At 49.0% G+C, this 23,896-nt stretch carries 22 protein-coding genes; 5 read left to right on the top strand and 17 right to left on the bottom strand.

Annotated elements, in window-relative coordinates; translation table 11 throughout:
• The first annotated feature begins 1,549 nt into the window (after window positions 1-1,549).
• Entirely contained in the window at window positions 1,550-2,452 is a 903-nt protein-coding gene (locus ACUIAI_RS03205) for a hypothetical protein (protein WP_445342613.1), read from the top strand.
• Window positions 2,453-2,782: 330 nt separating this feature from the next.
• Here the strand turns inward: ACUIAI_RS03205 and ACUIAI_RS03210 are convergent, their stop codons facing one another.
• The 3 genes from ACUIAI_RS03210 to ACUIAI_RS03220 form a co-directional block, all read right to left on the bottom strand.
• Window positions 2,783-3,202: a hypothetical protein gene (locus ACUIAI_RS03210; protein WP_445342614.1), complete on the bottom strand. Its 420-nt coding sequence runs from the start codon at window positions 3,200-3,202 to the stop codon at window positions 2,783-2,785.
• A gap of 1,518 nt (window positions 3,203-4,720) precedes the next feature.
• On the bottom strand, window positions 4,721-5,410 hold the full coding sequence (locus tag ACUIAI_RS03215) for an MFS transporter (protein ID WP_445342615.1): 690 nt from the start codon (window positions 5,408-5,410) through the stop codon (window positions 4,721-4,723).
• On the bottom strand, window positions 5,364-5,687 hold the full coding sequence (locus ACUIAI_RS03220) for an MFS transporter (RefSeq protein WP_445342616.1): 324 nt from the start codon (window positions 5,685-5,687) through the stop codon (window positions 5,364-5,366). The genes ACUIAI_RS03215 and ACUIAI_RS03220 overlap by 47 nt, the downstream gene beginning before the upstream one ends.
• Before the next feature lie 943 nt (window positions 5,688-6,630).
• Here ACUIAI_RS03220 and ACUIAI_RS03225 point away from each other — a divergent pair.
• Window positions 6,631-7,155 carry a hypothetical protein gene (locus ACUIAI_RS03225; RefSeq protein ID WP_198190777.1) on the top strand — a complete coding sequence of 175 codons (525 nt, stop codon included), beginning with the start codon at window positions 6,631-6,633 and terminating at the stop codon, window positions 7,153-7,155.
• 794 nt (window positions 7,156-7,949) lie between these two features.
• Window positions 7,950-8,528 (top strand): alpha/beta hydrolase family protein, encoded by a 579-nt coding sequence (locus ACUIAI_RS03230; RefSeq protein ID WP_445342617.1) that lies wholly within the window; start codon window positions 7,950-7,952, stop codon window positions 8,526-8,528.
• Between the two features lie 68 nt (window positions 8,529-8,596).
• Here the strand turns inward: ACUIAI_RS03230 and ACUIAI_RS03235 are convergent, their stop codons facing one another.
• The 5 genes from ACUIAI_RS03235 to ACUIAI_RS03255 all read right to left on the bottom strand — a co-directional run bounded on the left by ACUIAI_RS03235 (window position 8,597) and on the right by ACUIAI_RS03255 (window position 13,290).
• Window positions 8,597-9,271 (bottom strand): response regulator transcription factor, encoded by a 675-nt coding sequence (locus ACUIAI_RS03235; RefSeq protein ID WP_445342618.1) that lies wholly within the window; start codon window positions 9,269-9,271, stop codon window positions 8,597-8,599.
• Window positions 9,268-10,494, bottom strand: coding sequence for a sensor histidine kinase (locus ACUIAI_RS03240; protein WP_445342619.1), 1,227 nt, complete (start codon window positions 10,492-10,494; stop codon window positions 9,268-9,270). The genes ACUIAI_RS03235 and ACUIAI_RS03240 overlap by 4 nt, the downstream gene beginning before the upstream one ends.
• A gap of 161 nt (window positions 10,495-10,655) precedes the next feature.
• Window positions 10,656-11,456, bottom strand: coding sequence for an ABC transporter permease (locus tag ACUIAI_RS03245; RefSeq protein ID WP_445342620.1), 801 nt, complete (start codon window positions 11,454-11,456; stop codon window positions 10,656-10,658).
• On the bottom strand, window positions 11,453-12,205 hold the full coding sequence (locus ACUIAI_RS03250; protein WP_445342621.1) for an ABC transporter permease: 753 nt from the start codon (window positions 12,203-12,205) through the stop codon (window positions 11,453-11,455). Before ACUIAI_RS03250 ends, ACUIAI_RS03245 begins: the two co-directional genes overlap by 4 nt.
• Before the next feature lie 95 nt (window positions 12,206-12,300).
• Entirely contained in the window at window positions 12,301-13,290 is a 990-nt protein-coding gene (locus ACUIAI_RS03255) for an ATP-binding cassette domain-containing protein (protein ID WP_445342622.1), read from the bottom strand.
• A gap of 328 nt (window positions 13,291-13,618) precedes the next feature.
• Between ACUIAI_RS03255 and ACUIAI_RS03260 the strand changes: the two genes are divergently transcribed.
• Together ACUIAI_RS03260 and ACUIAI_RS03265 are read left to right on the top strand one after the other, a co-directional pair.
• Window positions 13,619-14,422 carry a MerR family transcriptional regulator gene (locus ACUIAI_RS03260; RefSeq protein ID WP_445342623.1) on the top strand — a complete coding sequence of 268 codons (804 nt, stop codon included), beginning with the start codon at window positions 13,619-13,621 and terminating at the stop codon, window positions 14,420-14,422.
• 84 nt (window positions 14,423-14,506) lie between these two features.
• On the top strand, window positions 14,507-15,043 hold the full coding sequence (locus ACUIAI_RS03265; RefSeq protein ID WP_445342624.1) for a VOC family protein: 537 nt from the start codon (window positions 14,507-14,509) through the stop codon (window positions 15,041-15,043).
• Window positions 15,044-15,238: 195 nt separating this feature from the next.
• Here the strand turns inward: ACUIAI_RS03265 and ACUIAI_RS03270 are convergent, their stop codons facing one another.
• From ACUIAI_RS03270 to ACUIAI_RS03310, 9 genes are all read right to left on the bottom strand, one after another.
• Window positions 15,239-15,868, bottom strand: coding sequence for a response regulator (locus ACUIAI_RS03270; protein ID WP_445342625.1), 630 nt, complete (start codon window positions 15,866-15,868; stop codon window positions 15,239-15,241).
• Window positions 15,865-17,247 (bottom strand): sensor histidine kinase, encoded by a 1,383-nt coding sequence (locus ACUIAI_RS03275; RefSeq protein WP_445342626.1) that lies wholly within the window; start codon window positions 17,245-17,247, stop codon window positions 15,865-15,867. The genes ACUIAI_RS03270 and ACUIAI_RS03275 overlap by 4 nt, the downstream gene beginning before the upstream one ends.
• 97 nt (window positions 17,248-17,344) lie before the next feature.
• On the bottom strand, window positions 17,345-19,030 hold the full coding sequence (locus ACUIAI_RS03280; protein WP_445342807.1) for an MFS transporter: 1,686 nt from the start codon (window positions 19,028-19,030) through the stop codon (window positions 17,345-17,347).
• A 459-nt stretch (window positions 19,031-19,489) separates the two neighbouring features.
• Entirely contained in the window at window positions 19,490-19,894 is a 405-nt protein-coding gene (locus ACUIAI_RS03285) for a DUF2511 domain-containing protein (protein ID WP_445342627.1), read from the bottom strand.
• A gap of 35 nt (window positions 19,895-19,929) precedes the next feature.
• Window positions 19,930-20,790, bottom strand: a complete 861-nt coding sequence (locus tag ACUIAI_RS03290; RefSeq protein WP_445342628.1) for an ABC transporter ATP-binding protein — start codon at window positions 20,788-20,790, stop codon at window positions 19,930-19,932.
• A gap of 31 nt (window positions 20,791-20,821) precedes the next feature.
• A complete protein-coding gene (locus ACUIAI_RS03295) occupies window positions 20,822-21,580 on the bottom strand; it encodes a murein hydrolase transporter LrgB (RefSeq protein ID WP_445342629.1) in 759 nt (252 codons plus the stop codon).
• Complete coding sequence (locus tag ACUIAI_RS03300; RefSeq protein WP_445342630.1) at window positions 21,577-22,062, bottom strand: hypothetical protein; 486 nt, start codon at window positions 22,060-22,062, stop codon at window positions 21,577-21,579. Before ACUIAI_RS03300 ends, ACUIAI_RS03295 begins: the two co-directional genes overlap by 4 nt.
• A gap of 239 nt (window positions 22,063-22,301) precedes the next feature.
• Entirely contained in the window at window positions 22,302-23,147 is an 846-nt protein-coding gene (locus ACUIAI_RS03305) for a hypothetical protein (RefSeq protein ID WP_198229338.1), read from the bottom strand.
• A gap of 14 nt (window positions 23,148-23,161) precedes the next feature.
• The gene (locus ACUIAI_RS03310) at window positions 23,162-23,758 is read right to left on the bottom strand and encodes an RNA polymerase sigma factor (RefSeq protein WP_445342631.1); all 597 of its coding nucleotides are present in this window, start codon (window positions 23,756-23,758) and stop codon (window positions 23,162-23,164) included.
• Window positions 23,759-23,896 lie beyond the last annotated feature (138 nt).

Here is a 23,896-nt window from a genome sequence, read left to right on the forward strand (position 1 = left end):
AACTCTTCCTGCTGAAGCAGCTGGGCGTCACTCTTTGGTTCAGGAACCTCTTAATCCTAATGAAACGCTATCCCAGCTTTCCTTTCAAACTGATTGGCTTTCCGAACAACTGGCAGAAGCTGCCCATCTGGCAATGAAGTTGCGAATCTTCTCTTACAAGATATCACCAGCTTTAAGAGGCAAATTTTTTGCGGTGTGTAGTGTTCGGAGACGAGCGGGCGGCGGGATGGTCGAACTGATACAGATCGTCAGAGCTCGTGGAATTCGGCACATTATAATTTTCAATGATTGCTATAGCCGAAAGTTACTCTCTCAGAGTGCAGGACTTAATTATTATGTTAATAATATAATATGAGTGACTTGTTCATTGAATGTCATTTTCTAATCGTCCACAGACATAGAGAGAAAATTTCGTCTGTAGACGTCTGATTCTTAATCCTCTATATTATTCCGACTCTAGGTATTTGGACATATCCATGCTAGGAATTATTGAAAAATATAGATTTTCATCTATTGTGATCCAGGCACCACGCAGAAACCGATCTGGTGCATTTTGGGCAAATGGATACACTAACGTACAGGTTTTAGCTCATATCAGTTAGTGGGGGAAACTTGTTAGCACTTGCAGCATGGCAATAGATATTAGCGACGAAGGGCAGCTTATATATGCTTACTAGTCTTTCTCTTAATAATGGGTCATGATTTCAAATCCATCCAGCCTGACATTATTGCTGAGTTCTATTGTTCAAAGAGTCTAGGCATCAGGGCCTTTATAAACTCTAAATTACCATTGGATTATTCAAGACATATTTATTTTTTCGATCTGTGTAAACTGTTGATTCGATCTAATCAAAAGCTTTATAAGAATACAGAAATCTTATTGCAATATTTACTTGTTCACAGTGATATTTCCATGTACAGCAACAAAGAATTGCAAAGTAGACTTTATGATAGCCACTATTCATAGTTATGCCGCTTAGTTATACAAGAAGTATAACTACTTCGATATGGAATGATTGCTTGGTAACCGTTGTCTTTGCTTTCTTAAAGTGAACCTAGTTTAAGACAGTGTATGATTTCGAGAAAAACGAAGAAAAGGCATCATCTGGATAGAGGCGATACTGACCAGAGCGAGTAAAATTTATAATAATCAATAAGAAATTGAAATATTGCGTTATCTATTTCTTGGTTCTTTTGAACGTCTCTGTAGGATAAAATCTAATACAAGGAAAGAAAGCTAGTGCTCAAAAGTACCTAACATCCTCCTATGACCTATGAGAGTTCCGAATTGTCTTATAATTATTAGATTTATACAAGCTCTATATTAAATATTGCAGGTGCGTATAATTGCAGTGCTATTACCTTTGTACCTGAATATTGTTATTTCCTAATACTGTTGCTGTGGCATAGATTTATTTTTCTTTCCCTCTATTTATTTTGCAAAATTCTATAAAAGTCACAAGCTGGTTATATATAAATTCAGAAAGACAGATAAGTCAACAACTAGTTGATATAACATTAAGAAGTCTTGCATCGAAAAGAGTTAGAAATGATCAATATTGATTTATCGCTGGATATCATTAACAAAATAGCTTCTATTGGGACGGCGTGTGCATCCGTATGGATTTCTTTTATAGCCTATCAATTTAATAGACGAGAATCACATAGGGATCTTGCAAAGGATTTACAAGAGAACCGCGATAAAGTATATGCTGCATATCATGCTTTGGTTTCCAGTATTGTTGAGGAAAAAGAAGATACCACTTATTTAGTAGATATGTTTCACTCCAATTCCATTGCCTTGATTAATGCTATCGAGGCTAGTAGTACTGCACAGCCTCAACTGACAAATTGGCTGCATGCACTTGATGGACAAATCAATGTAGTGCGTCTAATGAGGTCACGACTCAGTGTCAGTCATTGGTCCCAACAAACAGACTCAACAGATGATACAAAATGGGCGAGTGCTCTTATGAATCTATTATTGGATGTTGTGAAAGATTCAGTCACGCCATTGACTCCAGCAGCAGACGATTTGGAACTGTTAGATGAGAATTTCATGCTCGTATTAGATAATCCAGCATTGATAAATGGTGGCGGAAAGGCGAAGCCCACAATTGATCCGAAAACGTTTGAACAGGTAAGAACGAAGTGGCTGCCAAAAGAGATGAAACAAGGCGAGCAAAAATTAAGACTACAAACTTTAGTAGACTATAAGGTGATAGCTGAAAATGCAATAGCTTTTATTCTTTATGGGGAGCTCATTTACAGACCAGAGGATCAGCAGGAGCGATTCGAAAAAATAAGCATGATTATACTTGACAATCTTTTTAAGCGCTTTTCGAGTTTGGCTAGCAAGCAGATAAATGCTGTACTTAACTCACATAAATCTATTTTTCGAAGAAGTAATGGTAAGTGGATTTGTTTCAATTTCAATTCTAAGCATAACTGAATTTTGATAAAAATTTGCTATGCTTACGAATTTTCAAATTCTGTAAGTGCAAATGACTATGCATTGCTGACCAAAGCAAATCTCGGACCAGTTTGTATTGTTTCTGCTATAACCAATCGGAGTTACAGTTTAGAACGCGATTTTGCGTTGAAGTATTTCTTGAATGTGTGAAAATCCAATACGTCCTCCATATAGCAGCTCTGTTGAAGCGAAGAAACGAAATGGCCTTTTCAGCCGGTACTACCGTTTGTTGCTATACTCTTAGTTTTGTGAGTTTCATCTGAGACCACTCACGTTCTTTGTTGTCTTTTTCTAGGCGGTTATCCGTGATTAAAGAAATTCTCGACATCGCAGGTCAAGGAAAGGACTATGGATATTACTATTAGAAAGGACACGAGCATGAGCGCCCATTGATCGCCCCCCCACCAAACTGGCCAGCAGGCAACGACCGACACCGACCAGATGAAAACACAGTAAGTTGCTCTGTTTTCCATAACAGTGGCTCTTAAGGTATTTGGATCCACCAAAATGACCCACCAAAGGCTCACGGTTACCAGACAAAGTAGTATCTATTAAAGACTTGACCGCGGTATGAAGCCAGCAAGGATGACTACCAGAAAGATGCTGTTCACCAGGCCTGGAATTAAAGCGGCTGTGAGCGCTGATAGCGAACGGGAGCCGAAACGAACAGTACCATATGATTTTGAGTTGTTCATCGACTATTGCTTTGCTGCCCTTCTTGTCCTTCATGGGTTTCTCTTTTGTTGAACTCAAATCAGACCTATCGACCCGAATGAGCACCAGAATAAAGTAAAGCTAACTTGCGTCAGATCTGTTTGATGTTATACATAAGTATAAGCAATGGCAACGGGTCTACGCCTTAGTATCTGCTTTTTAGATGTCATCAACAGGGCACTCGGTAGAAAATCATTAATAGGTATCAGCGAAACGGGTCTATTTATTAAAAAATCTGTGAATCCTTTGCGCCCTTGTTATTTTGCAAACGTTAACAGACTCATTTCCTAATCAGAAAAAATTGATATTTGCGCTTCGGCCGGAATTCAACGCACGAAGGGGTGTCGTTTCTCCAATATGACGAGAAAATTGTTGACTATACAGTAGTGCGGAGGATGCTGTCTGCTGCTGATAAGGGAGATTCCCTAGGCTGTAGGAAGACCTTGGAAGGACGCTATAACAAGTCATTACATGATAATTGGTCTCATTTGCGGGGCAATAGCGTATTGCCACATTGTGTTCATTGTCCCTCTGATGCACTGAAATCTTGATAGCAACTAATAGCTTGAATACTGACGAAATATATGTTTTGTCTTGCTCATTCAGCTCATATCGGTTGAAGTATATGATTACTTTTCATACCTTTATGGATTTTCTGCGTTGATTGTAATTTCAACTGAGCTTAAAACATTTAGTTTTGCCAGTTATGAGTCCAGACAATATTAAGGTTCGTCCATCCGATGGTTCCCGTGCGTAGTATACATATATTAATGAAGAAAAGTGCAGGTCAGGTCAGACGATTCCGGTAGTGAACCGATCCTCAAATTAAGATAAACCTGATTGTTTTGAATCCTATTGACCTTTGCGAGGGAACGAGTACCGACGTTGAAGCTTTTGACAGCCCCCCACTCGAATGAAACAAAATACGGGTTTGGAGTAAATAGATCGGAGAACGTTCAACTTTAATCGTAGCCGTCTTCATTATCCTTGCTCCTTGATTATTTATGGTATCGTCACATCAAGTATGCATGACCATTGTCGACGCCTTACTGAAATTGAAGAGGATCTTCTTTGGTGTATACGTCTTTGCGAAAAGTAATATAAGACGAAGCTGGCCGATTCGTATAGCGGAACTAGAGCCCGTGTGTGGTCGTCTCGTTGCTGTGATTAGGTTATAGGTAGCAAATGTAATGGGACTAATTAAATAACGTGATTACTTTATGATCGCAATAAACCGGTAGGCGGCAGATCCAATCGCGTCGCAGTTCTACAACACCCAGATTGTTGCGAAAATTGATAGGAAAACCGGTCAGATGGCACAGGTCGTGTGTATGGTGTCGGGGTCTACTTCTCGATTCGCTCAGAACAGCCCTTCCGTCAAATTGCTCAACACCACGAGTTCTGTAGGCGCAATGCTACGCCGGGAGTTGGAGTTTCTTGCCCAATTCATAAACGGCTTGCATCACAAACTGGGTGGGATCTCCAATGAATCTCGTTGAGCTGATAGATCGCTATCTAACCGAGCTTCTCAATCTACGTCTCAGCAATTGGATGAGCGCGCCAACGGCGGGCAAAACAACTCCTACGAGGGTCACTCTGGTCCATCCCTAAAATGACAGGATTGGCGTCACTAAGGATGAGCCTATAGCACCAGCCGCGTAATAGAGAGTGAGATACACGCTGCTGTAATTTACCGGACTGGGGTGGATTGATGGATACTACAGCAACCTGGTTGGCTGTTTGGGTGCCGAGGCAACCGGCATCAAAGATGGCGAACCCGATTACACAAAGTACGGGGTTGCCGATATCGATGAGCAGGATGGTCGCGCCGATTGCGGCTGCGATCAGACAACCGATGACGACGACATGCGGACCGTGACGGTCGGTCAGGCTGCCGGCCCAACTGGTCACGAGCAGCCCCAAGACACCGGCGAGGCTATAGAGCCAATCTGCGTAGGATTCAGACTGTAGGGCGGTTTGGAGAGTGCTATTGAAAGGCTGACCCAAACGAGATTGAAAGCAGAAAACCGGGGCATGCCGGTTGCGGATGCCAGTCGAAGTGCTGGAGAGATGCGCAGCAATTGAGGAAGCGCTCGCAGAGTGGCAAAGTACGAGCCTTTGTTCCCGGTTTGTTCCTGATGTCGAGGCAATACGATTGCACAGAGCACGCCTGTCGCTACGAGCAGGGTTGCGAAGCAGATAAGCATGCCAGGCGCCATCCAAGCAAGCTCGTCAAGGCTCCTCCGACGAAGCGGCTGAGAAGAATACCAGCCGAATTTCCTGCAAGAACGATTCCTACTGGGCTGCCACGAACTTCGAGCGGCGTGAACCGCCCGACGGCGGAAACGGCTTCTGCAGCGACTGGGGAAGCGACCCCGACAAGTCCGAATACGCCCACCAATACTACTGCAGTAGGAGCGCTGGTTGCGGCTGCTAGCACGATGGCAAGTCCAACCAATTGAATGGGAACTAATCGACCAGGCGAAAAGCGATCAGCCAACGGAACCAGCAGTACCAGTCAGATAAGATAACCGGCCATCACAACAGTAACAATCTGCACTGTCACAGCTGTTGAAACGCCGAAGTCAGCGGCGACGCTGCCAAATGCCGGTTGTACCGCATATCACACAATGATTATTTACTGGTAAGGCGTTGATGATGGAACCAGCAAGATTCAAATACCTATAACGGCTCTTTCTGTTACCTGAGTCGCTATAGGTCACATGCATTAACAGTAAAGGTTATTGAAGCCTTACACAAAGATGGTATTTTCTAAAATAGATATAACGACGAGAAAACAATGAACGCATTATAAAATGCTATTGTGAGAGTAATGATCAAAATAAAAAAATCGTGCGTAAGACTGTGTCGTATATATCTTATGAGGGTAAAGTAAGAAAAATGTAAAGATACCCGTAGCAAAATAGACAAATTTAAAAAAGCCACTTATTCTTCAAATGCTCAATCATCATTTGCTATCAAGATATTGTAAAATAGATAACGACTGTGACAAACTAGTTTTGCTAATAAGTCAATTTTGGAATTAGCTACTTCTTACGGCATTGATAGAATTGTCGTAGTTTCTCAAAGACAAAATAATCGTATATAAATGAAGGATTCGTGCAAAGAATCCCAACGAGCAAGGATTTTATGAAGACCCTTGGAATCATATAAAAGTTATTAGGACAAGACAAATAGCGATACTTAGGCATGGCAAAGTAAGCAGTATCGAAGAGTCCATAAAACTCTAGAAGACAACTTTGATGGCTAGGAATGACAAAGATTGAAAACAAGCTTTATATAAAGAATCTTGGACCGTAATTAATGCTATTGCAAATTCTCGGAAATCTGCTTACGAACCAGCTTTTAGTACATGATACATATCCTAAACTAGTGAGGTGTTAGATGAATTTTTGGATCACTGAATATGGAGGAAAACAAAAATGGATTCCTATCCTATTGGTATTGCATCGCAATCATTGCGTATTCCTGATGAGGGGGCTACATTCCACACAATTCCAGAAGCACTTACTTTCATGGCGCAAAATAAGGTTAGTTTTACAAATCAACAAGTTCCGTCAGTTTACAGCTTCTATCAGCATTCCTCATGGTCGCCAACGGTATCTACCGGTTTAAATGCAAAAAATTCACCTCATGTCACTGCTGCCTCTCCAGGTTTAACCAGCCTTCAAATATCATTTTTTAAAGAAGGAAAAGATAACTGGGACTTTGTTTCATCTACACCAAATAGAAAATACATTATTGAACGTTGGCCGAAAGAAGAGAATTCCAAGCGTGATGGTAATTCTATAGGTCTTAAACGCCATATCTTCATAATGTATAAGCAAGACACAAGACGCAACATATACACATATCTCGGTCAATACAGGATTGTTGCTCTGTTCCCAATCACAGAAGATGAGGCACAGACCGAAGGTTTACAGATAGCTCTATGGGAGAGAGAGTAATCTTGTTCAAAAAGAATGGTTAGTCTATATATCCCACCTCCCGTCTTGCAGCAATGCAATTTTTGCATAAAGGTATTGTGATCAAAACTGTAGGACAACTCTATATACAACCTTGTCTCAAATTCCACATCTAATAGTTAGATTCCAATTACTATTCGATGGCGGGAGCCGAGTCGAGTTTTATATGGCTTATACGCGTTTGTCTAAACTAATGGTGCGACAGGACGCACTCTAATCACTTATATGGAGTGGTACGCGATTTCCTGGGTGGGTTTTTGGAGGCGGTACCTAGTGAGGCGAGATGCATGGACAGCATGCTAATGGGTTCCGTGTTAGGTTTTACGTTTGCGTGTCCATGTCAGTGATCTAAACAAGTTTCTTCAACTCGATGGTGTTTTATTACGTGTGTTTTGGGAACCATTATGCTCGTGGAAGATGAATTCTTGAAGGTTGGGCCAGTCTTATTCGACATCCAAATACAGCTAAACGACATTAGTAAGGTTGAGCGCGATGAGCACGAGCTTAGATTTGCCGGATTTGAGGCTGAAGGGGTTGGGTCGGTTAGTCAAGTGTTTCGTAATACACCTGTAAAGGAACAACGCCGGGCATTGAGCAATAGTCCGGTTTATTGTGCCCGTACGACCTATTCGATTGCTTTGTGTTAGCACCCCATGTGGTCTCGTAGTATTTCGGATAGATAGCGCTTTTAAATCGTGTTATAGCTGTGGGTCGCCAGGGTTTTAGTATTTTACCTTACTCCCATCGAGATATGTAATCGTCTAATTTCTCTTTTCTTGTTCGGGCAGAGCTGGGGAGGCTATGCGGTCGGCGCTGTTCTCAATCTTCACCCAGAGGTCAAGGCCGCAGTCATGGTTTCTGGATTCAATCGTTCAATCGATATGATGCGTCAGCCCGGCAGAAAAATCGCTGGCCCTGCCGTCTCGCTTATCCTGCCCTGCCTGGACTTATATGAGCATGTAAAGTTCGGGAAGTTTGCGGGCTATACCGCTTTGGATGGCTTGAAGAAATCCAAGGCGGGAATTTTCATAACTCAGAGCCGTGACGATCAGGTGGTCCCGGTCAGATATAGTTATGACCTCTTCCATGAGACATTTCAGTCCAACCCACGATTCCGTTTTCGTGAATACCAGGATCGCGGGCACGCCTATGTCTACTATTCACAGGACTCGGTGCGATACCGAAAGCAATTCGACCAGGAATACAAGGAGCACATGAGACGACTGGGTCAAAAGCCTTCTAACGAAAGCTATAACGTATATTCGACCAAGCATTTCGACAAGTCAAAGGGCTTGGAGCTGGATGTGCCGTTGATGAACCAAATGGCGGACTTCTATCGCCAATATATGGATTAGGACCCAAAAAATACAGCCGGATACAGCCTCTTTCATCAACGAATGAGAGAGACCGCATTCGGTGCTACTTAGTAGTTTGCCATGTTGGCCTGATACCAAAGGACAGCGATGTTGATCCGGTCCCTGACCTTGAGTTTTGCCAGTATGCGGCTGACGGTCTTTTTGACAGAGTCAGGCTGTAGCTGGAGTTGCTCGGCAATCTCTGCGTTCGTCAGGCCTCGGCTGACCAGCGAAGCGACCTCAAGTTCGCGTTTGCCCAGCTTGGCAAATTGCTCGCGAGCCTCAGATTCATCATTGGCTTTTGGCCTTGGAACTCCTTTCCTGATTACTTCGGCCGTGATGCGCGGCGTGAGAATTGCATCGCCTGCATGCACCGCGTGGATGGCTCTGTGCAGATCCGCTGTCTTGACATCCTTGAGCAGGAACCCGGAGGCCCCCGCCCCTAGAGCGGTGAAGGCATAGTCGTCCTCGTCGTAGGTGGTCAGAATGAGAATGCTAATTTCAGGATGGAGCTTTTTGATACGGCTGGTGGCATCCAGCCCGTCCATGACAGGCATGCGCACATCCATCAGAATCACATCGGGCAGAAGCTGTTGATTTTCGGCGGATGTGGCCAAGTTATCCAAAGCTTCTTGGCCGTTGACCGCCTGTGCTACGACCTGCAAGGTTGGATCCTTAGCGACCATGAGTGCCAGTCCCATGCGGGTCGGGCGCTGGTCGTCGACGATCATGACGCGGATCATGCGTTCTCCTTCATGCCTATATTGTTAGCTGCCATTGCGGCTAGCGAGGGTATGTGGGCCTGCAAGGTCCAACCATCAGAACCAGGACCCGAATGGAAGCTGCCACCATGAGCTTGCACCTCGGCTCTTAACCTGGCAAGACCTGTACCGCTGCTACTGGTATTGTCGGCTTCGTTATTCAAGATTCGTCCATCATCGCGAACGGTGATATCTATGCCGCCCCGGCTGTTGTGATCCCAGGAGACCACAATACGGTTAACCTCCTGTCCGTGGCGGAGGGCGTTGGTGATCGCCTCCCTGGTGACAGTGAAGGTAAGGTCGGCCTGTTCGGAATCCTGTGGCCGAAGACCCGTTTCCGTCAGGGCAGTGCTGATGCCGGCTTGACGGGCGTGGTCGAGGATGGGTTTGATGTCTTCCCAGCCATGCCTCTCCCCTGTGGCCGGCTGTAGGTCGTTTTTCGGATCTGTCTCTGATTGCAGGGCTTTGACAGCAGTTCGAGTGTCGTCCAATCCCTGCCGTGCCAGGTCATTAATCACCGATATAGCCTCATCAATTTCCGGCTTTCCGCTGGCATGATCCAGTCCTTCGGATAAGGCGATGATGGCGGTCAAGTCGTGACCCACGCTGTCATGCAGTTGGGCGGCAATTCTGGACTGATGCATGGCCTGGTCCCGCTCATGGGCCAGGGTTAGAGCATGCGAGCGCTCCTCCTCCAGCGCCTGCTCCGACATGCGTGATTGCCTTACGGAGCGTGAGAAAAAGGCGACTGTCAGGCAGAGGGCGAAAGTCAATCCGATCGGATACAGAAGGTCGGTGAAGTGGACATCACGATGCCAATTGGCAGAGAATGCAATGCTGAGCAGGTCCAGAATGGCGGAACTGCCCAGCCCAGCTGTCAATGATGCCATGCTCTTATATTCTACCGCGCAGGCGTAGAGGCTGACGAGCCAGGGAATGATCAGATAGGTGCATCCCGAGCCATAGATTGCGGCAGTCAGGGCAAGCATGCCACTGACCACCAGCAGGGTCGCCATAGGATATAGACGGCGCAGGCATAGGGTGACAAGTGCGAGAAAAATAATGACCACAAACAGGGGCAAGCCCCAGCTGGCAGACTTCATGACCTGGTAGAGGGTCTGGTTGGCGCTGCTTGGGGCAAGGATCAGCCTGGTCAGCATCCCTGTCTCGTAGAGGGCGCAGAAAAAGACTGCCACGAAGGTCATATATGGCCGGTTCCACAACTGAATCCAGCCTTGAGTCTTCTTGCCTGCTCTCATCGGTGAGCCTCTTCCTGATAACTGCCGGTATTCCATTATGCTGTCAGACACTGAGATATGCGACCTTGCGAGTGCTGCATCCTCTCTTCATTGACTCTGCATCAAAATTAGACTGCTCTGCGGGCCTCGTGCCGGAATATAAGGAGGCTGATCAGCACCCAGAGGATTGCCGTCATGCACGAGGCCGCCATAGAGGCCGTAGACGCGATATTGCCCATGTCGCGGGCGGCGGATGCAGTGGTGATCAGGGCCAGAGGATAAGGCAGCGCCAAGGCTGGTGCGGCAATCGACAGCGCACAGCCTGCCAGAGTGAGCAGAAACATGATGCTCATGGTTGAGGCAAAGGATTCGGCTCTGGCAGCTATGGCCTGGGTCAGAGTCATAATGGCCCACACTGACAACGTCATCGGTACGCCACGCATAAGATAGGGACCGAGTTCCGCAGGGTCGAAGCCTCCTACCAGAACACCCACGAGTATGAATTCGGATTCGAAAATGGCGACGGTAAGGAGGGATGCCAGCAGTCCGTGCAGCATCTTCCCGGCTATGGCAGTCCCGACCATGCCTGAGGCATTAAGGCGCTGCCAGTTGCGTCCCTTGTGCTCGTTGGCTTCAACCTGGGCTGCAAAGGCTGCGACCAGGACTGGTATGAAGACCATACTTGGCAGAAGGATCGCCTGCCCCCAGACCGCAGCCCAGGTCACTCCTTGAGCCTGGAAGTCCGGTCTGTAGCTCTGGTACTGGTCCCAACCGTTGAATATTCCTATGGCGTCGAAGAGCACTGTGGCCAGCCAGTACCAGAGATTGCCGGCCTTGCGGATCTCCCATCTGAAGGCGGCAGTGATCGATGGCCTTGGGCGATTCATCGGGCTAATGGTTATGGTGTTTGTCGAGTACTGTCTGTTCATCGGTCTGACTCCTTGACCTTGATGACGAATGCTGATATTCCCGACCAGATAATGCAGACCAGAAGGCTGGTCAGGACCTTCATCCAGGGGTTGGTGACCAAGGTCATTCTGGCAAAACCATCAGAGCTGGCTGAAAACAGGAACGGGCTGGCCGCGGAACTGATCCCGGCTGGGAAGAACCAGCCCAGAGCCGGCATATTCATCGGGCCCAGTCCAGTCCCGATCAAACCGGCTATCACACCCAGACCCAGGCCTATGGCCTGCCTTTCGATAGTCAGGGAGAGGGCGAGTTGTATGGCCGTGACAGCCATGGATGACAAGCAAGCAATCAGTGCCGGAAGGAGTATGTATTCGGCCAGACTGCCATCGAGATGGAACCCTTGTGCTGAAGCTGCCAGCGGTATCCACACCAAAGGAATCACGAAACATAGCGAAATCACACACCCCGCAACTACGAGCTTGGCAAGAAACCTCCCAATCGCATTCTGGCCTAGGGATCGCCATTTGAGATCCATGCGCTCGCTGCTCTCCAGAACGGCAAGCCGGCTGGTCAGCAGCGCTGCAAGGATGGGTGCCAGCAGACCGACAGTTTGGAAGATCTCACCTTGTGCAAGGGCTACGGTACGAGTGGCGGGGTTCGCAGACTCGGCTCGTTTCATGAAGGCCAAGCCCGACCATGCCGAAACCAGGGCAATCATGCCCAAGGCCATCCACCAAAATGAGGAGCCTTTCAACTTGCGAAGCTCCATCGAAAGCAGAACAAGCAGCCTTCCTGGATGGGATGAGCGTGGGGGCTTTCCCGATCGAAATTCTTTGGGCCGCATGGAGAATGATTCGACAGAGCTCATCGTGCGCTCCTCTGTTTATGACCGAACGGCTTCACAGGACCCTGCGCTACATGGTTCTGCGGGTTTTCCACTAGTTCGAGGAAGGCTTCTTCCAAGCTCTTGCGTTCGGAGGCGACACGGTATACCTGCAGACCATGCGATACTAGTCGAGTTACCAGCGACCCGATTTGCGGATCTGGTATCTCGGGAATGCGCAGGGTTGCGCTCTTCCTGATATATTCGTGTTGAATGCCTTGAGTTTCGAGCATCTCTGACGCGAGCCCAAGATCGGACACCCGTAGATCGATATGACCCTCTTCGCGCAGATTTTCCAATGTCCCCTGGTAGAGCAAATGACCATCGGCAATGATGCCAACTACCGGAGCCATCTTTTCAATCTCCGACAGGATATGGCTGCTGATGATGACAGTGACCCCCTCCGAGGCGGCCAAGTCCATAATCATTCGTCGCACCTCGACCACTGCCTCGGCATCCAAGCCATTGGTGGGCTCATCCAGGAGCAGGAGCTCCGGATGCGAGATCAGCGCCATGGCGATGCCCAGCCGCTGCTTCATCCCCAGAGAGTAGGCGCCCGCCTTCCTCTTCTCGTATCCCCGCAATCCAACCTTGGTGAGCACTTCTGAGGCAGCCGAAACTGGCAGATCCAGATAATCGGCTACCATGCGGCAGTTATCGAGACCTGACAGGCCTGGGTAGAAGCTGGGTCCTTCAATCATGGAGCCCACACGGCCCGGCTGAATCCTGCTCTTCTTTCCGACCTGCTGTCCAAGCATCCATATGCTTCCAGCAGTCGGTTTTGTCAATCCCAGGAGGAGTTTCATGGTGGTCGATTTTCCGGCTCCGTTTGGTCCCAGCAGTCCGTAGACCCCGCCTGCCGGCACCCGTAGATTCAGTCCATCCACGGCTTTGAATCCGCCATAGGCCTTGACCAACCCCTGTGTGGACACAGCCAGTTGCGGTTCGTTGTTTCCGTCCGTATATGCCATTGCGCCTCCCCTTCCAATCGGAATTCAACTGATTCCTATGCAAGTTCGACGGGCGCAATCCTTCAACGCGGGAAAAGAAACTGTCCCCTGCAGGGGACACGTCGCTGCTGACGAGGCTAATTTGCACCCATGAGAAAGGAGTCGCGCTGGATTTAGTCGTTTTCATAATCGGAGGGGGAATACTTCGCAAACAAGCAGGATCAAAAGCTGCCTCCTCAAGAACCTGTTATTGGGGCGTTTGGGGCCGGTGTGTGCATGCACTGCCTCATCCATCCCCAGGAAACAATTGATTTGACCTTGACATGATGGCAGGGTTTAGGGTCAAGGCATGACACGTGAGAGCGAATTCAGTGGCGAAGGCAGCAAGAGCGGCTTGAGCATCGGTCAGATGTCTGAACTTACAGGGGTCAGTAGGAGAATGCTGCGCCACTGGGAAGAGGAAGGACTGATCTATCCCATTCGTGGACTGTCGAATTACCGGCAATATATGCAGGATGACTTCGCACGGCTGGAGCGAATTGTGACCTACAGGGAGATGGGATTCAATGCCAGACAAATCAAGGCATTGCTCGATTGCAAGACACCGCTTGCTTTGGACGAGTTGCAGGGACAGCGCTCGCGAATTGATGAGAAAATCCAGCATCTTAGGAAAGCTGCGGATCGTCTGGACCGACTCATAGCCTTTGCCGAGGGAAGGTCAGGTAATGATTCAGCTCCTACGAAGATCGATCAGGAGGACCAGTACTTTTCGGAAGCATACGAACGCTGGGGTGCTAGCAGGCAGTGGCTTGAGTATGCGGAGCGAAAAGCTTCCCGCTCCGAACAAGAACAGAAAAAGGACATGACCCGGCTTAAAGACGTGGAAAGTGAGCTTGCACAAGCCAAACGAAAAGGTCTGGCTCCGACATCAGATAAGGTTCTCGAACTGATTGACGAGCATCGGCAGGCTTTGTCATGGTTCCATGTGACGCCGTCCATGCATGTCATTCTGGGGCGAATGTATGTGGCCGACCCGCGTTTCAGGCGCCATTACGAACAACTGGAACCTGGATTGGCGAAATGGATGCTGGTTGCAATCGAAACTGCAGCGCGTGCAAACGGGATAGATCCGGCAACCGTCAAATGGGAGTGATGCAGTCAGTACCTTCCATATACGTATCACGTTTTCTGTTTGACTACCCAATTCAAAACACTTCAACTAAGGAACGAGGTAGCCATGGACAACCATGACCAGCCCAAAACTACTGCTTATGCAGGTGCAGGCATAAGTCCCGTGCCGGAGCCGGGGAAGGATGCGGAACCGCCGGAGCCTTATAGGGGCATCTATCTCATGCCCATGTTCATGTGCCTGTATAGCGACGATCTAGATGAATCAGAGGTTTTCTGGACGCAGGGATTGGGCTTCATCAATTTATACACCATGCCGGGCATGATGATTCACTTGAGGCGCTGGGCCTTTCAGGATGTGCTGATTCGTAAGAGTGGTGCCAATACTGGCGACCCTGATACGGATATGGAGTCCATAGGAAGCCTGAGCGTAGCAGTCACGGAAAAGCAGATCAGCAAGATTGTGGATGCATGCGAGCGCCTCCGTCCTGGCTCCACTTCAGCTCCATTACGTAAGCCGTGGAACTCACTCGAAGCCAGGATTCACACTCCGGAAGGCCTGATTCTTATTCTGACAGCCGCTTTGGCTGTCGACAAACAGAAGGGTCAAGTTTATCTGAACTCGCACGGTCTTGAACAAAGATGAAGTACCTCCCCTACTCGTGATTTGATTGAAAGAGCAACGATTAGATGTCTCGAACGGCCGAATGGAAAATATATAAGACTTATAACGTTTGTTCATGTATAAAGCCGGTTCTTGCCCCTGGATTCGAAAGAGGCTATCGGTTAGCGGGCTATTGGTTATGAAGTTAGTCCAGTTATGGAAGTTAGGCCAGCAGGTTTACTGCTCGGATTTCAAGCCTAGAGTTTCGATGGCTTCCGCTACTGCAGCCGTACGATCGCTGACCTCCAATTTGGCGAAGATCCGACTGAAGTATGTTTTCACTGTTGACTCGCTGATGTATAAGTGTTCTGCGATTTGCCGATTGGTCATGCCTTTGGCGGCCTCGCGCAGCACACGTGTCTCTTGTTCGGACAATGCTGGTTTGGTCGCAGGGCGCAGCGCCTTGCTGACTGCTTCCGCGGCGGTCGGATTCAGGACAGTGGACCCTGCAACAGTGTCACGGATAGCTTGGGCCAAGACATGAGGTTCTACGTCTTTCAGCAGATAGCCGTTGGCTCCGGCTTCTATGGCCGGCAGAATATCGTCGTCAGAATCGTAAGTAGTCAGGATCAATACCTTGGTTTTGGGATAAGAAGCCAGCACTTTCCGAGTGACTTCAGGACCGTTCATGTCAGGCATCCGCAGATCGAGTAGCAACAAATCCGGACGTGTTTTCGCTACAGCCTCTATGGCCTGGGCGCCATTACATGCTTCGGCAACCACTTCAAGGTCTGCATGGCGTTTCAGCATGCTGCGTATGCCCTCCCGAACCATGGGGTGGTCGTCGGCCATGACAAGTCGGATCATCTTTCCTCCTTATCTGGTCGAGTAGTGTTACTTGGTCTTTCGACAGGAATATTTACAGTTATGGAGGTGCCTTCCCCGGGAACGGAGGTTACCGTACAGCGCCCACCCGCGTCTTGAGCTCGTTTGGCCATATCTCGCAGACCATAGCCATGCCCAGCCTTTTCCATCTCCTGGAAATCCAAGTTCTGAATATCAAAACCACGACCATCATCCTTGATCCGAAGCTGTAACAGTTCCTGCCCTTTCAAAAGCAAGCTCACCTGTACATGCTGGGCATTGGCATGCTTGGAAATATTAGTCAGGGACTCCTGGACTATACGCAGCAGGTTGACCTCGGTCTGCTTAGGCAAGGGCGGCAAGGTTCGTTGAATCCGACACTGTGATTGAAAACCTGTCTTTGCTGCGGTGGCATGCACTGTCCGCTCCAGGGCCGTCTTCAGGTCCCTGCCATCAAGATCAGCCGGTACCGAATCCGCAATCATTCTTCTGGTGTCATCCAAAGAACCCTTCGACGTGCTGGCGATCATTTCCAAATGTTTCTGAGCTGCAGGTATGTCGTCGATCAGTTCTTCATGAGCTACCCTGGCCAAGGCCAGAATGGAAGTCAAAGACTGGGCGATCGTGTCATGCATTTCGTTGGCCACACGTTCACGCTCGATGGACGCTCCTTCGGCTCTGCTGAGTCTGCGAATCGTCTCTTGTTGAGACTCCATTTTATCCAGCAGCATTTGATTATGTCCGTTGGTCAAAGCCAGGACATTGAAGGACTTTCCAATCATTGCCGAGAATACCACCACGAGAACCATGAGCATAAGGTTGCCGGTTAGATCTGTACTCAAGAACCTTTTTCCAGCCAAAGCCATGGCCAAATAGGCTATATTCAGGACTCCTACCAACCCGAGAGCAGGAAGGTAGGCAAAAGCAATGAAGAGTTGTGGCACGATAAACAGTTGAGCCAGAATAGCGGTACCATCCAACCAAGCGCCCATGGGCAGGCAGACCAGCGTCAGCAGAGCAAAAATCCAACCATATGCTCCTGTTTTACTCACCGATTGATCTGCCGTTTGCCGGTCAGACCCTTGAGGTTTGTCAAATACCCTAGGCAGAACCAAGATCATGAAAAACAGGCAGGGCAATAAGATGAGAAGGTTTGAAGCTAGCTTATGGGTCACGGATGCAGTCGAGAAGAAGCAATCGGCTCCTATTACGCACCCTGCTTCCACAATGAAATACCAGTTCCAGGTGTTATGAAGACGTTGACGCTGGGCATCGGTTCTTGCGGTCGCGTCAAGTTGACCGTCGCCGCAATCACCATTTAGATTCATCGAGAGCTGGTCTTGCTGTTGGTTTTCTCGATTAATTCCCTCAGTGATTTTCACTCATGTCTCCCACGACTTGCACACTTTTCACCCTACTGCCAAAATGCCTGTAGAAATCGTCGGGTTTTCCTGTTTCCGAGCCTCGAAACCGGGATCTTCATTGGTTTTTGATTGTCTTCCCGGCGAAAATTTGCTTGCCTTTTCGGGGATACAAGAGAGCCAAGGGAATGAATAGCAAGGACAGACAACCCATTGCTAGGAAGACCTTGCTGCTGCCGCTGGCATAGGCGGCCCTGATCAGAGGCATGATCATATTCCGCATGGATTGGGGCATACTGGCGAATTGTGATTGAGCACCTGCCGAAGTTCCGGATCCAATAGTATCTGCGATGGCTTGCGCTCGGGATGCACTTACTCCGTACTTGCCCAAAGCTTTATGAATATCCAGGGCAAAATAATGGGTGCACAATGGTCCAAGCATTGCCATGCCCAAGGCGCCGCCGAAGTTTTTGAAGGTCTGATTGATGGCAGTGACTTCGCCATAAGAGGCGTTGATGGCCCGATTGACCGCATCAGTGGATGATGGCGAGAACATGAATCCGATACCTGCACCCGCAACCACCATGGAAAGTGACAGCCAGACGGTATTGGAGGGAAGTCCTTTATCGAGTGAACCGGCTGTAAGCGACATGAGGGAGAAACCCGTTGCGGCTATCAAGCCGGCAATCAGCAATACCGGTTTCATACCATGTCTGTTGAAGAGTTGGGCGCCTAACAAGGCGGAAACCAGGAAACCTAAGAAAAAGTAGAGGATGAATAGGCTGGTCATCAATGTTGACCGGTTGAGTGCAAGGAGCCCATAGACGCTGAGGAAGTACATGATGGGTTGGAAGATCACGGCGGCTACCAACATGGCGAGCTGGGAAATGTCGAATGGTGGGTTGCGGAAGATTCTGAGTTTAATGATTGGATTGTCAACGTGCGAATCCCAGAAGCCGAACACCAGGAATAGCACAAGGCTGGCACCAAAACTGGCAATAATGCGCCAATCCGACCAGCCAACGGTGCTGCCCTGTTGAATCGGCACGATCAGAGCTATCATGGCGAGTCCTACGGCCAGGCCGCCAGCCCAGTCAATACGCTGACTACCGTGTTCGGTTGTGGGTGAGTCCTTTGGAATCATCGAGGCGATCATGACGATGGCCACCAGAGCAAGAGGCAGATTGATGAAGAAGATGTCGCGCCAGGAGTATTGAATCAGCCAAGATCCCAGAATGGGGCCCAAGCATGTCATGGCGCCTGTGATGGCGAAGAACAGAGCCATGTTTCCGGCCCTCTTGTTTTCTCCCGAGTAGGAGAACAGAATACCGATGGCGGCCGGGAACATCATGGCTGAACCGATGCCTTGCAGGGCTCGAGAGAGAATCATCAGCATCAGCGACAGTGAATTTGCAGGAACAAGTCCGCAACATAAGCTGCCCATTCCAAAGAGGAATGTACCTGAAAGCATGATGCGTTTGTAGCCCGCTAGATCAGACAGATGCCCGCAGATGGGGAAAGTGGCGGCTGCAGCCAGCATATAGGCGTTAACAATCCACTGTATGCCGCTTGCGGTCAGACCCAGACCTGATTGGACTGCCTGACTCGATAAGGAGACGATTGTCGAATCTATGTTGGTCATAGAGACGGCGACAATAAGTCCAATCATGATCAGGCTGAGTTTTTTGTGATTGATAGGAGGTTGTGAACCCTCAATCACTGGCAAGGGGTCTTCTTGTCTTTTGACTTCGCGATCTTGCATGCTGTCTCTCTTTCGTGTTCGCGCAATTGGTATCGCTGTAATCGGCTTTGGAGGCGCTACACCATGAGAGTAAAAAGATCTTCTCGCTTCTTATGTCATCCCAGTCGCTATATCTCTGTCCCCCATTCGGATGACATGATGTCAGTCGTGTCAGAGCTGGGGCTAGAAGATCAGCAATGCAACAGTTTGCGAAAATCTGACTGTGTGAGTTATAGGGCCATCTGATGCTGGGAAAAGTACTGTCTCGCAGTTTATCGAGTGATTTTATAAGCCAATTGGTGGGGGGGGGGAATCGATAGTTATGGCAGGCAGATTACCCAGAAGACCCGTGAGCAACTGCCCTCTCCACTGGCCAATGTGAGCGGGATTCGTCTGACGCTATGAATGAGTAATATCAGCGACAGACAATGCAATGTGAGGACATTCTCCACGCGGTCAATCTTGTTGACCTGTCGTCATTGTTGCCCGCCGTTTGGCTAGCTGTTGGCTCTGTAAATTGGTTTATTTCGGTATGTCGCAGACCGAGAAGGCGAAACTCATCAGGGCTCCTACTGACTTACCCTTATCCGATTTCAATGTTTCAATGCTATTGAGATGCTCATTCTCTGGCACCTGGTTCAGCGCGTACTGTTCACCATCTGAGGTGGTAAAGCGGAGGATGGGGTCTCCCTGCTTGCTGAGCTTGCATGATACGGTGCCCTCATCAACTTTAAGAGGCCAGGTGTGACCCAGATCTTCTTTCGAAATTGTTTGCGGGTTGCTGGTAGCTGCAACCCTGTTGCTTCCATCAGTGGAATATTCTTCAGGGTGCTTCATGCCATCAGTGCAGCCGCCAACCCCTACTGTCAGCATAATTGTGGCGCATATCAGGAAAAGGGTTCTGAGGCTCTGCTTGATTTGTTTCATAATTATCGACGTTCTTTCATACTTGGGGACGGTTTCTAGCGCTCGCTGGCCAAAGCCATATATCCGTCCTCAAGGTTGGGTGCGGTTTCGACAGAGCCTGCGGGCGGGGTGTCGGTGACTATGCGGTACCTTGTCCCCTGTGGGGTAGGTTCCGCGTTGATGATTGTGGCATTATCCGGTGGGGCTGCGATGGGGGGCGTGGCCCAGGTGTGACCGGCAGCTTCATGGATCAGCCCCTCTGTCGGCCCGTCATACTGGTTGCGTCCGCAACGTAATACACACACCCAAGGACAGGTTTGTGCAACATCATCGAGTATGTGGGTGGAGAGGATAACGGTTTGATCCTGCCCCAGCTGGGCAAGGAGCGTGCGGAACCGCATGCGCTCTTCGGGATCCAACCCCGCTGTGGGTTCGTCGACTACCAGTAGCCGGGGGTCGCCCATAAGTGCCTGTGCGATGCCTACCCTGCGCCTCATACCCCCGGATAGCCCTCCGATGGGTTGGTTCATTATGTCTTCCAATCCCACCTGTTCCAGGAGGGTATGCGCCTGCTCCTGCCGCACGTGTTTGTTGTCAATCATTTTCAAGATGCCGATATAGTCAAGGAATTCAAGTGGCGTCAGGTTGTCGTAGGGGGTGATGTGCTGTGGCAGATAACCCAGGTGCCGTTTTAGATTTCGCCTGTTGGCCGGCGATGACAGGTCTTGCCCATCAATAATAACTTTACCTTTAGTCGGTTTGATTATTCCGGTGAGAATACGCATGAGGGTTGTTTTGCCGGCACCATTTGGTCCTATGAGCCCTATCATGCCCTGTGGAAGATCGACGGTCAGATCGTTCAAAGCGGCCGGTCTCCCCCGAAAATCCTTGGTTAGATGGTCAATCGAGATAAACATGTGAGTAATTCCTTTCAAAGTCAGATGAAAGTCAGACCCGAGCTTTTATGTGGTTGGAGGCTATGTTTGCACCAGTGAAAAGAAGGAAGATAATACACACCTGCCAGAGCAGGGATATGACCCCAGATTGGACGGTAAAGGGGCCATTCGCCGGTACGTACATAGTATCTGTATGGAACCATCCCTGCGCAATGGGATCACCAATGACGGCCAGCGGGCCGCCATTGAGCGTTGGAAGTGGTAAGAGGGGGGTGTAGAAAGCCAGCCAAGCCCATACCAGGACGGCGAGAATTCGGGCCAGGATTGTGGGTAACAGGGCTCCCAGCAGGGCGGATATCCCCATGGCAATCAGCATTGACGGTGAGAGTATGACAAGCGCTACTGCCAGGGCCGCAAGCATTGCCATACCGTTGCCGCGGAAGGTTTGGTAGACCGCGATCAATACTAGGAAAAGCAGGGATGATGATATGCAGATAACCCATGCTCCCATGACATGAGCTGCGCGGATGGCTGCCATCGGTAAAGGGGAGGTGGATTCAAGCTCGTCCATTCCTGTCCGCCTACCGGCAGTCATCAGGTTGCTGAATGATGCTGCGTATGCCAACGAGGTGAATATGGCAAGAACCTGTCCGGTAAAGACAAGACCCTGTATGGTGTTGAGTCCAGGTGACATGGGAGAGGCGTAGGCTAAAAAGAGGGCGAAGAGCGCCAGCGGTATGCTGGCTATCCACAAGGCTTTGCGCCGATAAAACATCAGTAGCGTGATGCGTACAAGGCTCAGTATCCTCATAGGGCTGCCACCTTTGCAACATTGCGCTCCGCATCACCGCACATGTTCCATCCGAAGATTGCGCCTGCTGCTGCAATAAACAATGGAATGAGTCGTTGCCGGACCGGATCGGTTATGTATGGATCCCATATAAAACATAAAAACAGCCAAATAGCCATGGAAGCCAGCGACGAGGTTGGCTTAGACATGGTAAATACGGCTATAAGGAAAACCAGACAGTTGACAATGAATATACTGCCAACCGGGGTAATGATGCTCACCCATCCCATGTCGCGTGGCCAAAGTCGCATCATATGCAAGCCAATAAAAAGAAGGCCTGCGGCAGCAAGAAATGCTCCGGTAATGATAAGCAGCCTGGTCACTTGAACTTTCCGCCATCCAGTTGGAGTTGACTCAGTAAGTTCAACGATTGGGTCACCATTGAGCACAAAAGCTGTAGATAGGCCAGCAGCAATTACTGGCACCTGAGTAAGAACCATCATAACCGGCCGTATGCGGCTCAATGACCAGATGCCCTCCAGTACGAAGCCCGCAAGAAGAACACCTGCAGTCAGTATGAACGGCAGTAATACTAGCCTATAAAGCCTCTTGAGCTGTATACCTACGAAAGCCAACCTCGTCCACCTTCCTCATATCTGGTTTTGGCCTCGGCTGCTGCCAGACATTGTTCGCTACTCGTTCCGTCTGCTTAGTTAGTAGCGAGAGAGGATGAAAAGGTTCATTAATTTTTATCTCCACCGGCGAGTCGAGTATGCCAGGCAAGAGGAGCGGTAAGGATAACAGCAGATAGGAGTCCCACTGTCAGTAGGATGGTCCCTGCCCAGGCTGCGGTTGTAGTGGGTACCGAATTGACCCATGCCGGTAGGAAAAATGATGGCCTCAAGTTCTGCAAAGTTCTCAATAGTGGTGCAAGTACCCCTAGGAGCAGTGCAATCCACGAGCATTGCCATATGCATAAGAGGGCCACAATATTCGCCAGGAGTGTTATGGGGGCTATCGTTTGGGCAATAACTGTCAGGGGTCTTATTCCAGGGTTGATTGCAGTGACAATCAATAAGGTTACTCCCCCGACGACAATATTGGAGATGAAGGCCAGCAATAGCCTAGAACCTACTACAACTTGAGGTCCCAGGGGCATACTGAGCATTAATTCACGATCATCTTTAATGGAAAAGACCAGGATCATGGTCAGTGCCATGTTGAGCATGAGTATATTTGAAAAGATATGCGTACCGAGACTGCCGTAACGTGCACCTTGCATAAGGTTGCTAATTAAAACGGAGCACGCTGCTATCGCAATTTCCACCAGTAAGATATATCGCGGTATGAGGCGGAATTGTGCCAGAACAAGCGGGCCACAGGAACGCACTCGACGCATGAATGGTATTGGTCGATCCGTTGCCAGCGACGGCTTCTGTTGGATGGCCTTCAGTACGCTATTAAAAGCTGGAACTGCCGGCTGAACATTCTGCTCTCTTTCCCTAAGCGCCTCTTGAACTTCACCCCGGTATTCTTCGGTGAGCGGGCCTGTGCTGTCTGGGCTTGTGCTCTTATATCGGTCTGCCATAATCACCCCTTCAATTATCTCTGGCTCTGCAGTTTTTGGGTTTTGACTGGAGCGAGGTCGGTCAACTGCGGGCGCAGGATCTGTCTTGCCCGGGCAATGCGAGATTTCACAGTCCCGACCGGAACGTCGAGCAGGGAGGCTATTTCCGGGTAGGGTAACTCGTGAAGCCAAGCCAGCGTCACCGTATATGCCATTTCTGCTGGGAGTGCATCAATCCTTTGCCGTATTATTTCCATCGTCAGATCTTTACTGACCAGTTCTACAGGCTCCAGCTGATCATCGGTTATCGAGTTAAGTTCCATCTGATCCATTTGGTCAGGTGGTTTCGGTTTGCGACGTTTCATATAGATTTGCCGTCGGGCAATGCTGAGTATCCAGGTAAGCACCTTGCTGTCTGCGCGGAAGGTTTTTGAGGAACGCCAGCAGCCCAGCCATGTGTCAGCAAAAACTTCACTAGCATCCTCATCGTCGGATATTCGCAGGGAAATAAAGGCTTGGACGGTATGAGCATACTTATTGTAAAGTGTTTCAAAGGCCGTTTCGTTTTCGTCAGCCACCATTTTGATCAGCCTTATATCATCAGCATCTGGATCAATGCGAGATCGTTTCACTGATGATGTCCTTCTCCGTATTGTCTACATCCTAGATATCGTCCTGCATACTGTTATGCAAGCGGTTGTCGCGGTTATGCTCCATTGCTATTACGAATATACTGGGATGCTGCTTTAGGGTCGCCCGTACTGTGAATT

Source organism: Bifidobacterium sp. ESL0827, from assembly GCF_052606685.1.

Excerpts from the sequence above, each read along its gene's own strand:
- ACUIAI_RS03285 (WP_445342627.1), bottom strand. The coding sequence starts at position 19,894 with ATGAAACAAATCAAGCAGAGCCTCAGAACCCTTTTCCTGATATGCGCC.
- ACUIAI_RS03250 (WP_445342621.1), bottom strand. The coding sequence starts at position 12,205 with ATGGAGCTTCGCAAGTTGAAAGGCTCCTCATTTTGGTGGATGGCCTTG.
- ACUIAI_RS03255 (WP_445342622.1), bottom strand. The coding sequence starts at position 13,290 with ATGGCATATACGGACGGAAACAACGAACCGCAACTGGCTGTGTCCACA.
- ACUIAI_RS03225 (WP_198190777.1), top strand. The coding sequence starts at position 6,631 with ATGGATTCCTATCCTATTGGTATTGCATCGCAATCATTGCGTATTCCT.
- ACUIAI_RS03210 (WP_445342614.1), bottom strand. The coding sequence starts at position 3,202 with ATGAAGGACAAGAAGGGCAGCAAAGCAATAGTCGATGAACAACTCAAA.
- ACUIAI_RS03295 (WP_445342629.1), bottom strand. The coding sequence starts at position 21,580 with ATGAGGATACTGAGCCTTGTACGCATCACGCTACTGATGTTTTATCGG.
- ACUIAI_RS03245 (WP_445342620.1), bottom strand. The coding sequence starts at position 11,456 with ATGAACAGACAGTACTCGACAAACACCATAACCATTAGCCCGATGAAT.
- ACUIAI_RS03300 (WP_445342630.1), bottom strand. The coding sequence starts at position 22,062 with ATGATGGTTCTTACTCAGGTGCCAGTAATTGCTGCTGGCCTATCTACA.
- ACUIAI_RS03235 (WP_445342618.1), bottom strand. The coding sequence starts at position 9,271 with ATGATCCGCGTCATGATCGTCGACGACCAGCGCCCGACCCGCATGGGA.
- ACUIAI_RS03260 (WP_445342623.1), top strand. The coding sequence starts at position 13,619 with ATGACACGTGAGAGCGAATTCAGTGGCGAAGGCAGCAAGAGCGGCTTG.
- ACUIAI_RS03305 (WP_198229338.1), bottom strand. The coding sequence starts at position 23,147 with ATGGCAGACCGATATAAGAGCACAAGCCCAGACAGCACAGGCCCGCTC.
- ACUIAI_RS03240 (WP_445342619.1), bottom strand. The coding sequence starts at position 10,494 with ATGACCTTCGTGGCAGTCTTTTTCTGCGCCCTCTACGAGACAGGGATG.
- ACUIAI_RS03270 (WP_445342625.1), bottom strand. The coding sequence starts at position 15,868 with ATGATCCGACTTGTCATGGCCGACGACCACCCCATGGTTCGGGAGGGC.
- ACUIAI_RS03205 (WP_445342613.1), top strand. The coding sequence starts at position 1,550 with ATGATCAATATTGATTTATCGCTGGATATCATTAACAAAATAGCTTCT.
- ACUIAI_RS03290 (WP_445342628.1), bottom strand. The coding sequence starts at position 20,790 with ATGTTTATCTCGATTGACCATCTAACCAAGGATTTTCGGGGGAGACCG.
- ACUIAI_RS03265 (WP_445342624.1), top strand. The coding sequence starts at position 14,507 with ATGGACAACCATGACCAGCCCAAAACTACTGCTTATGCAGGTGCAGGC.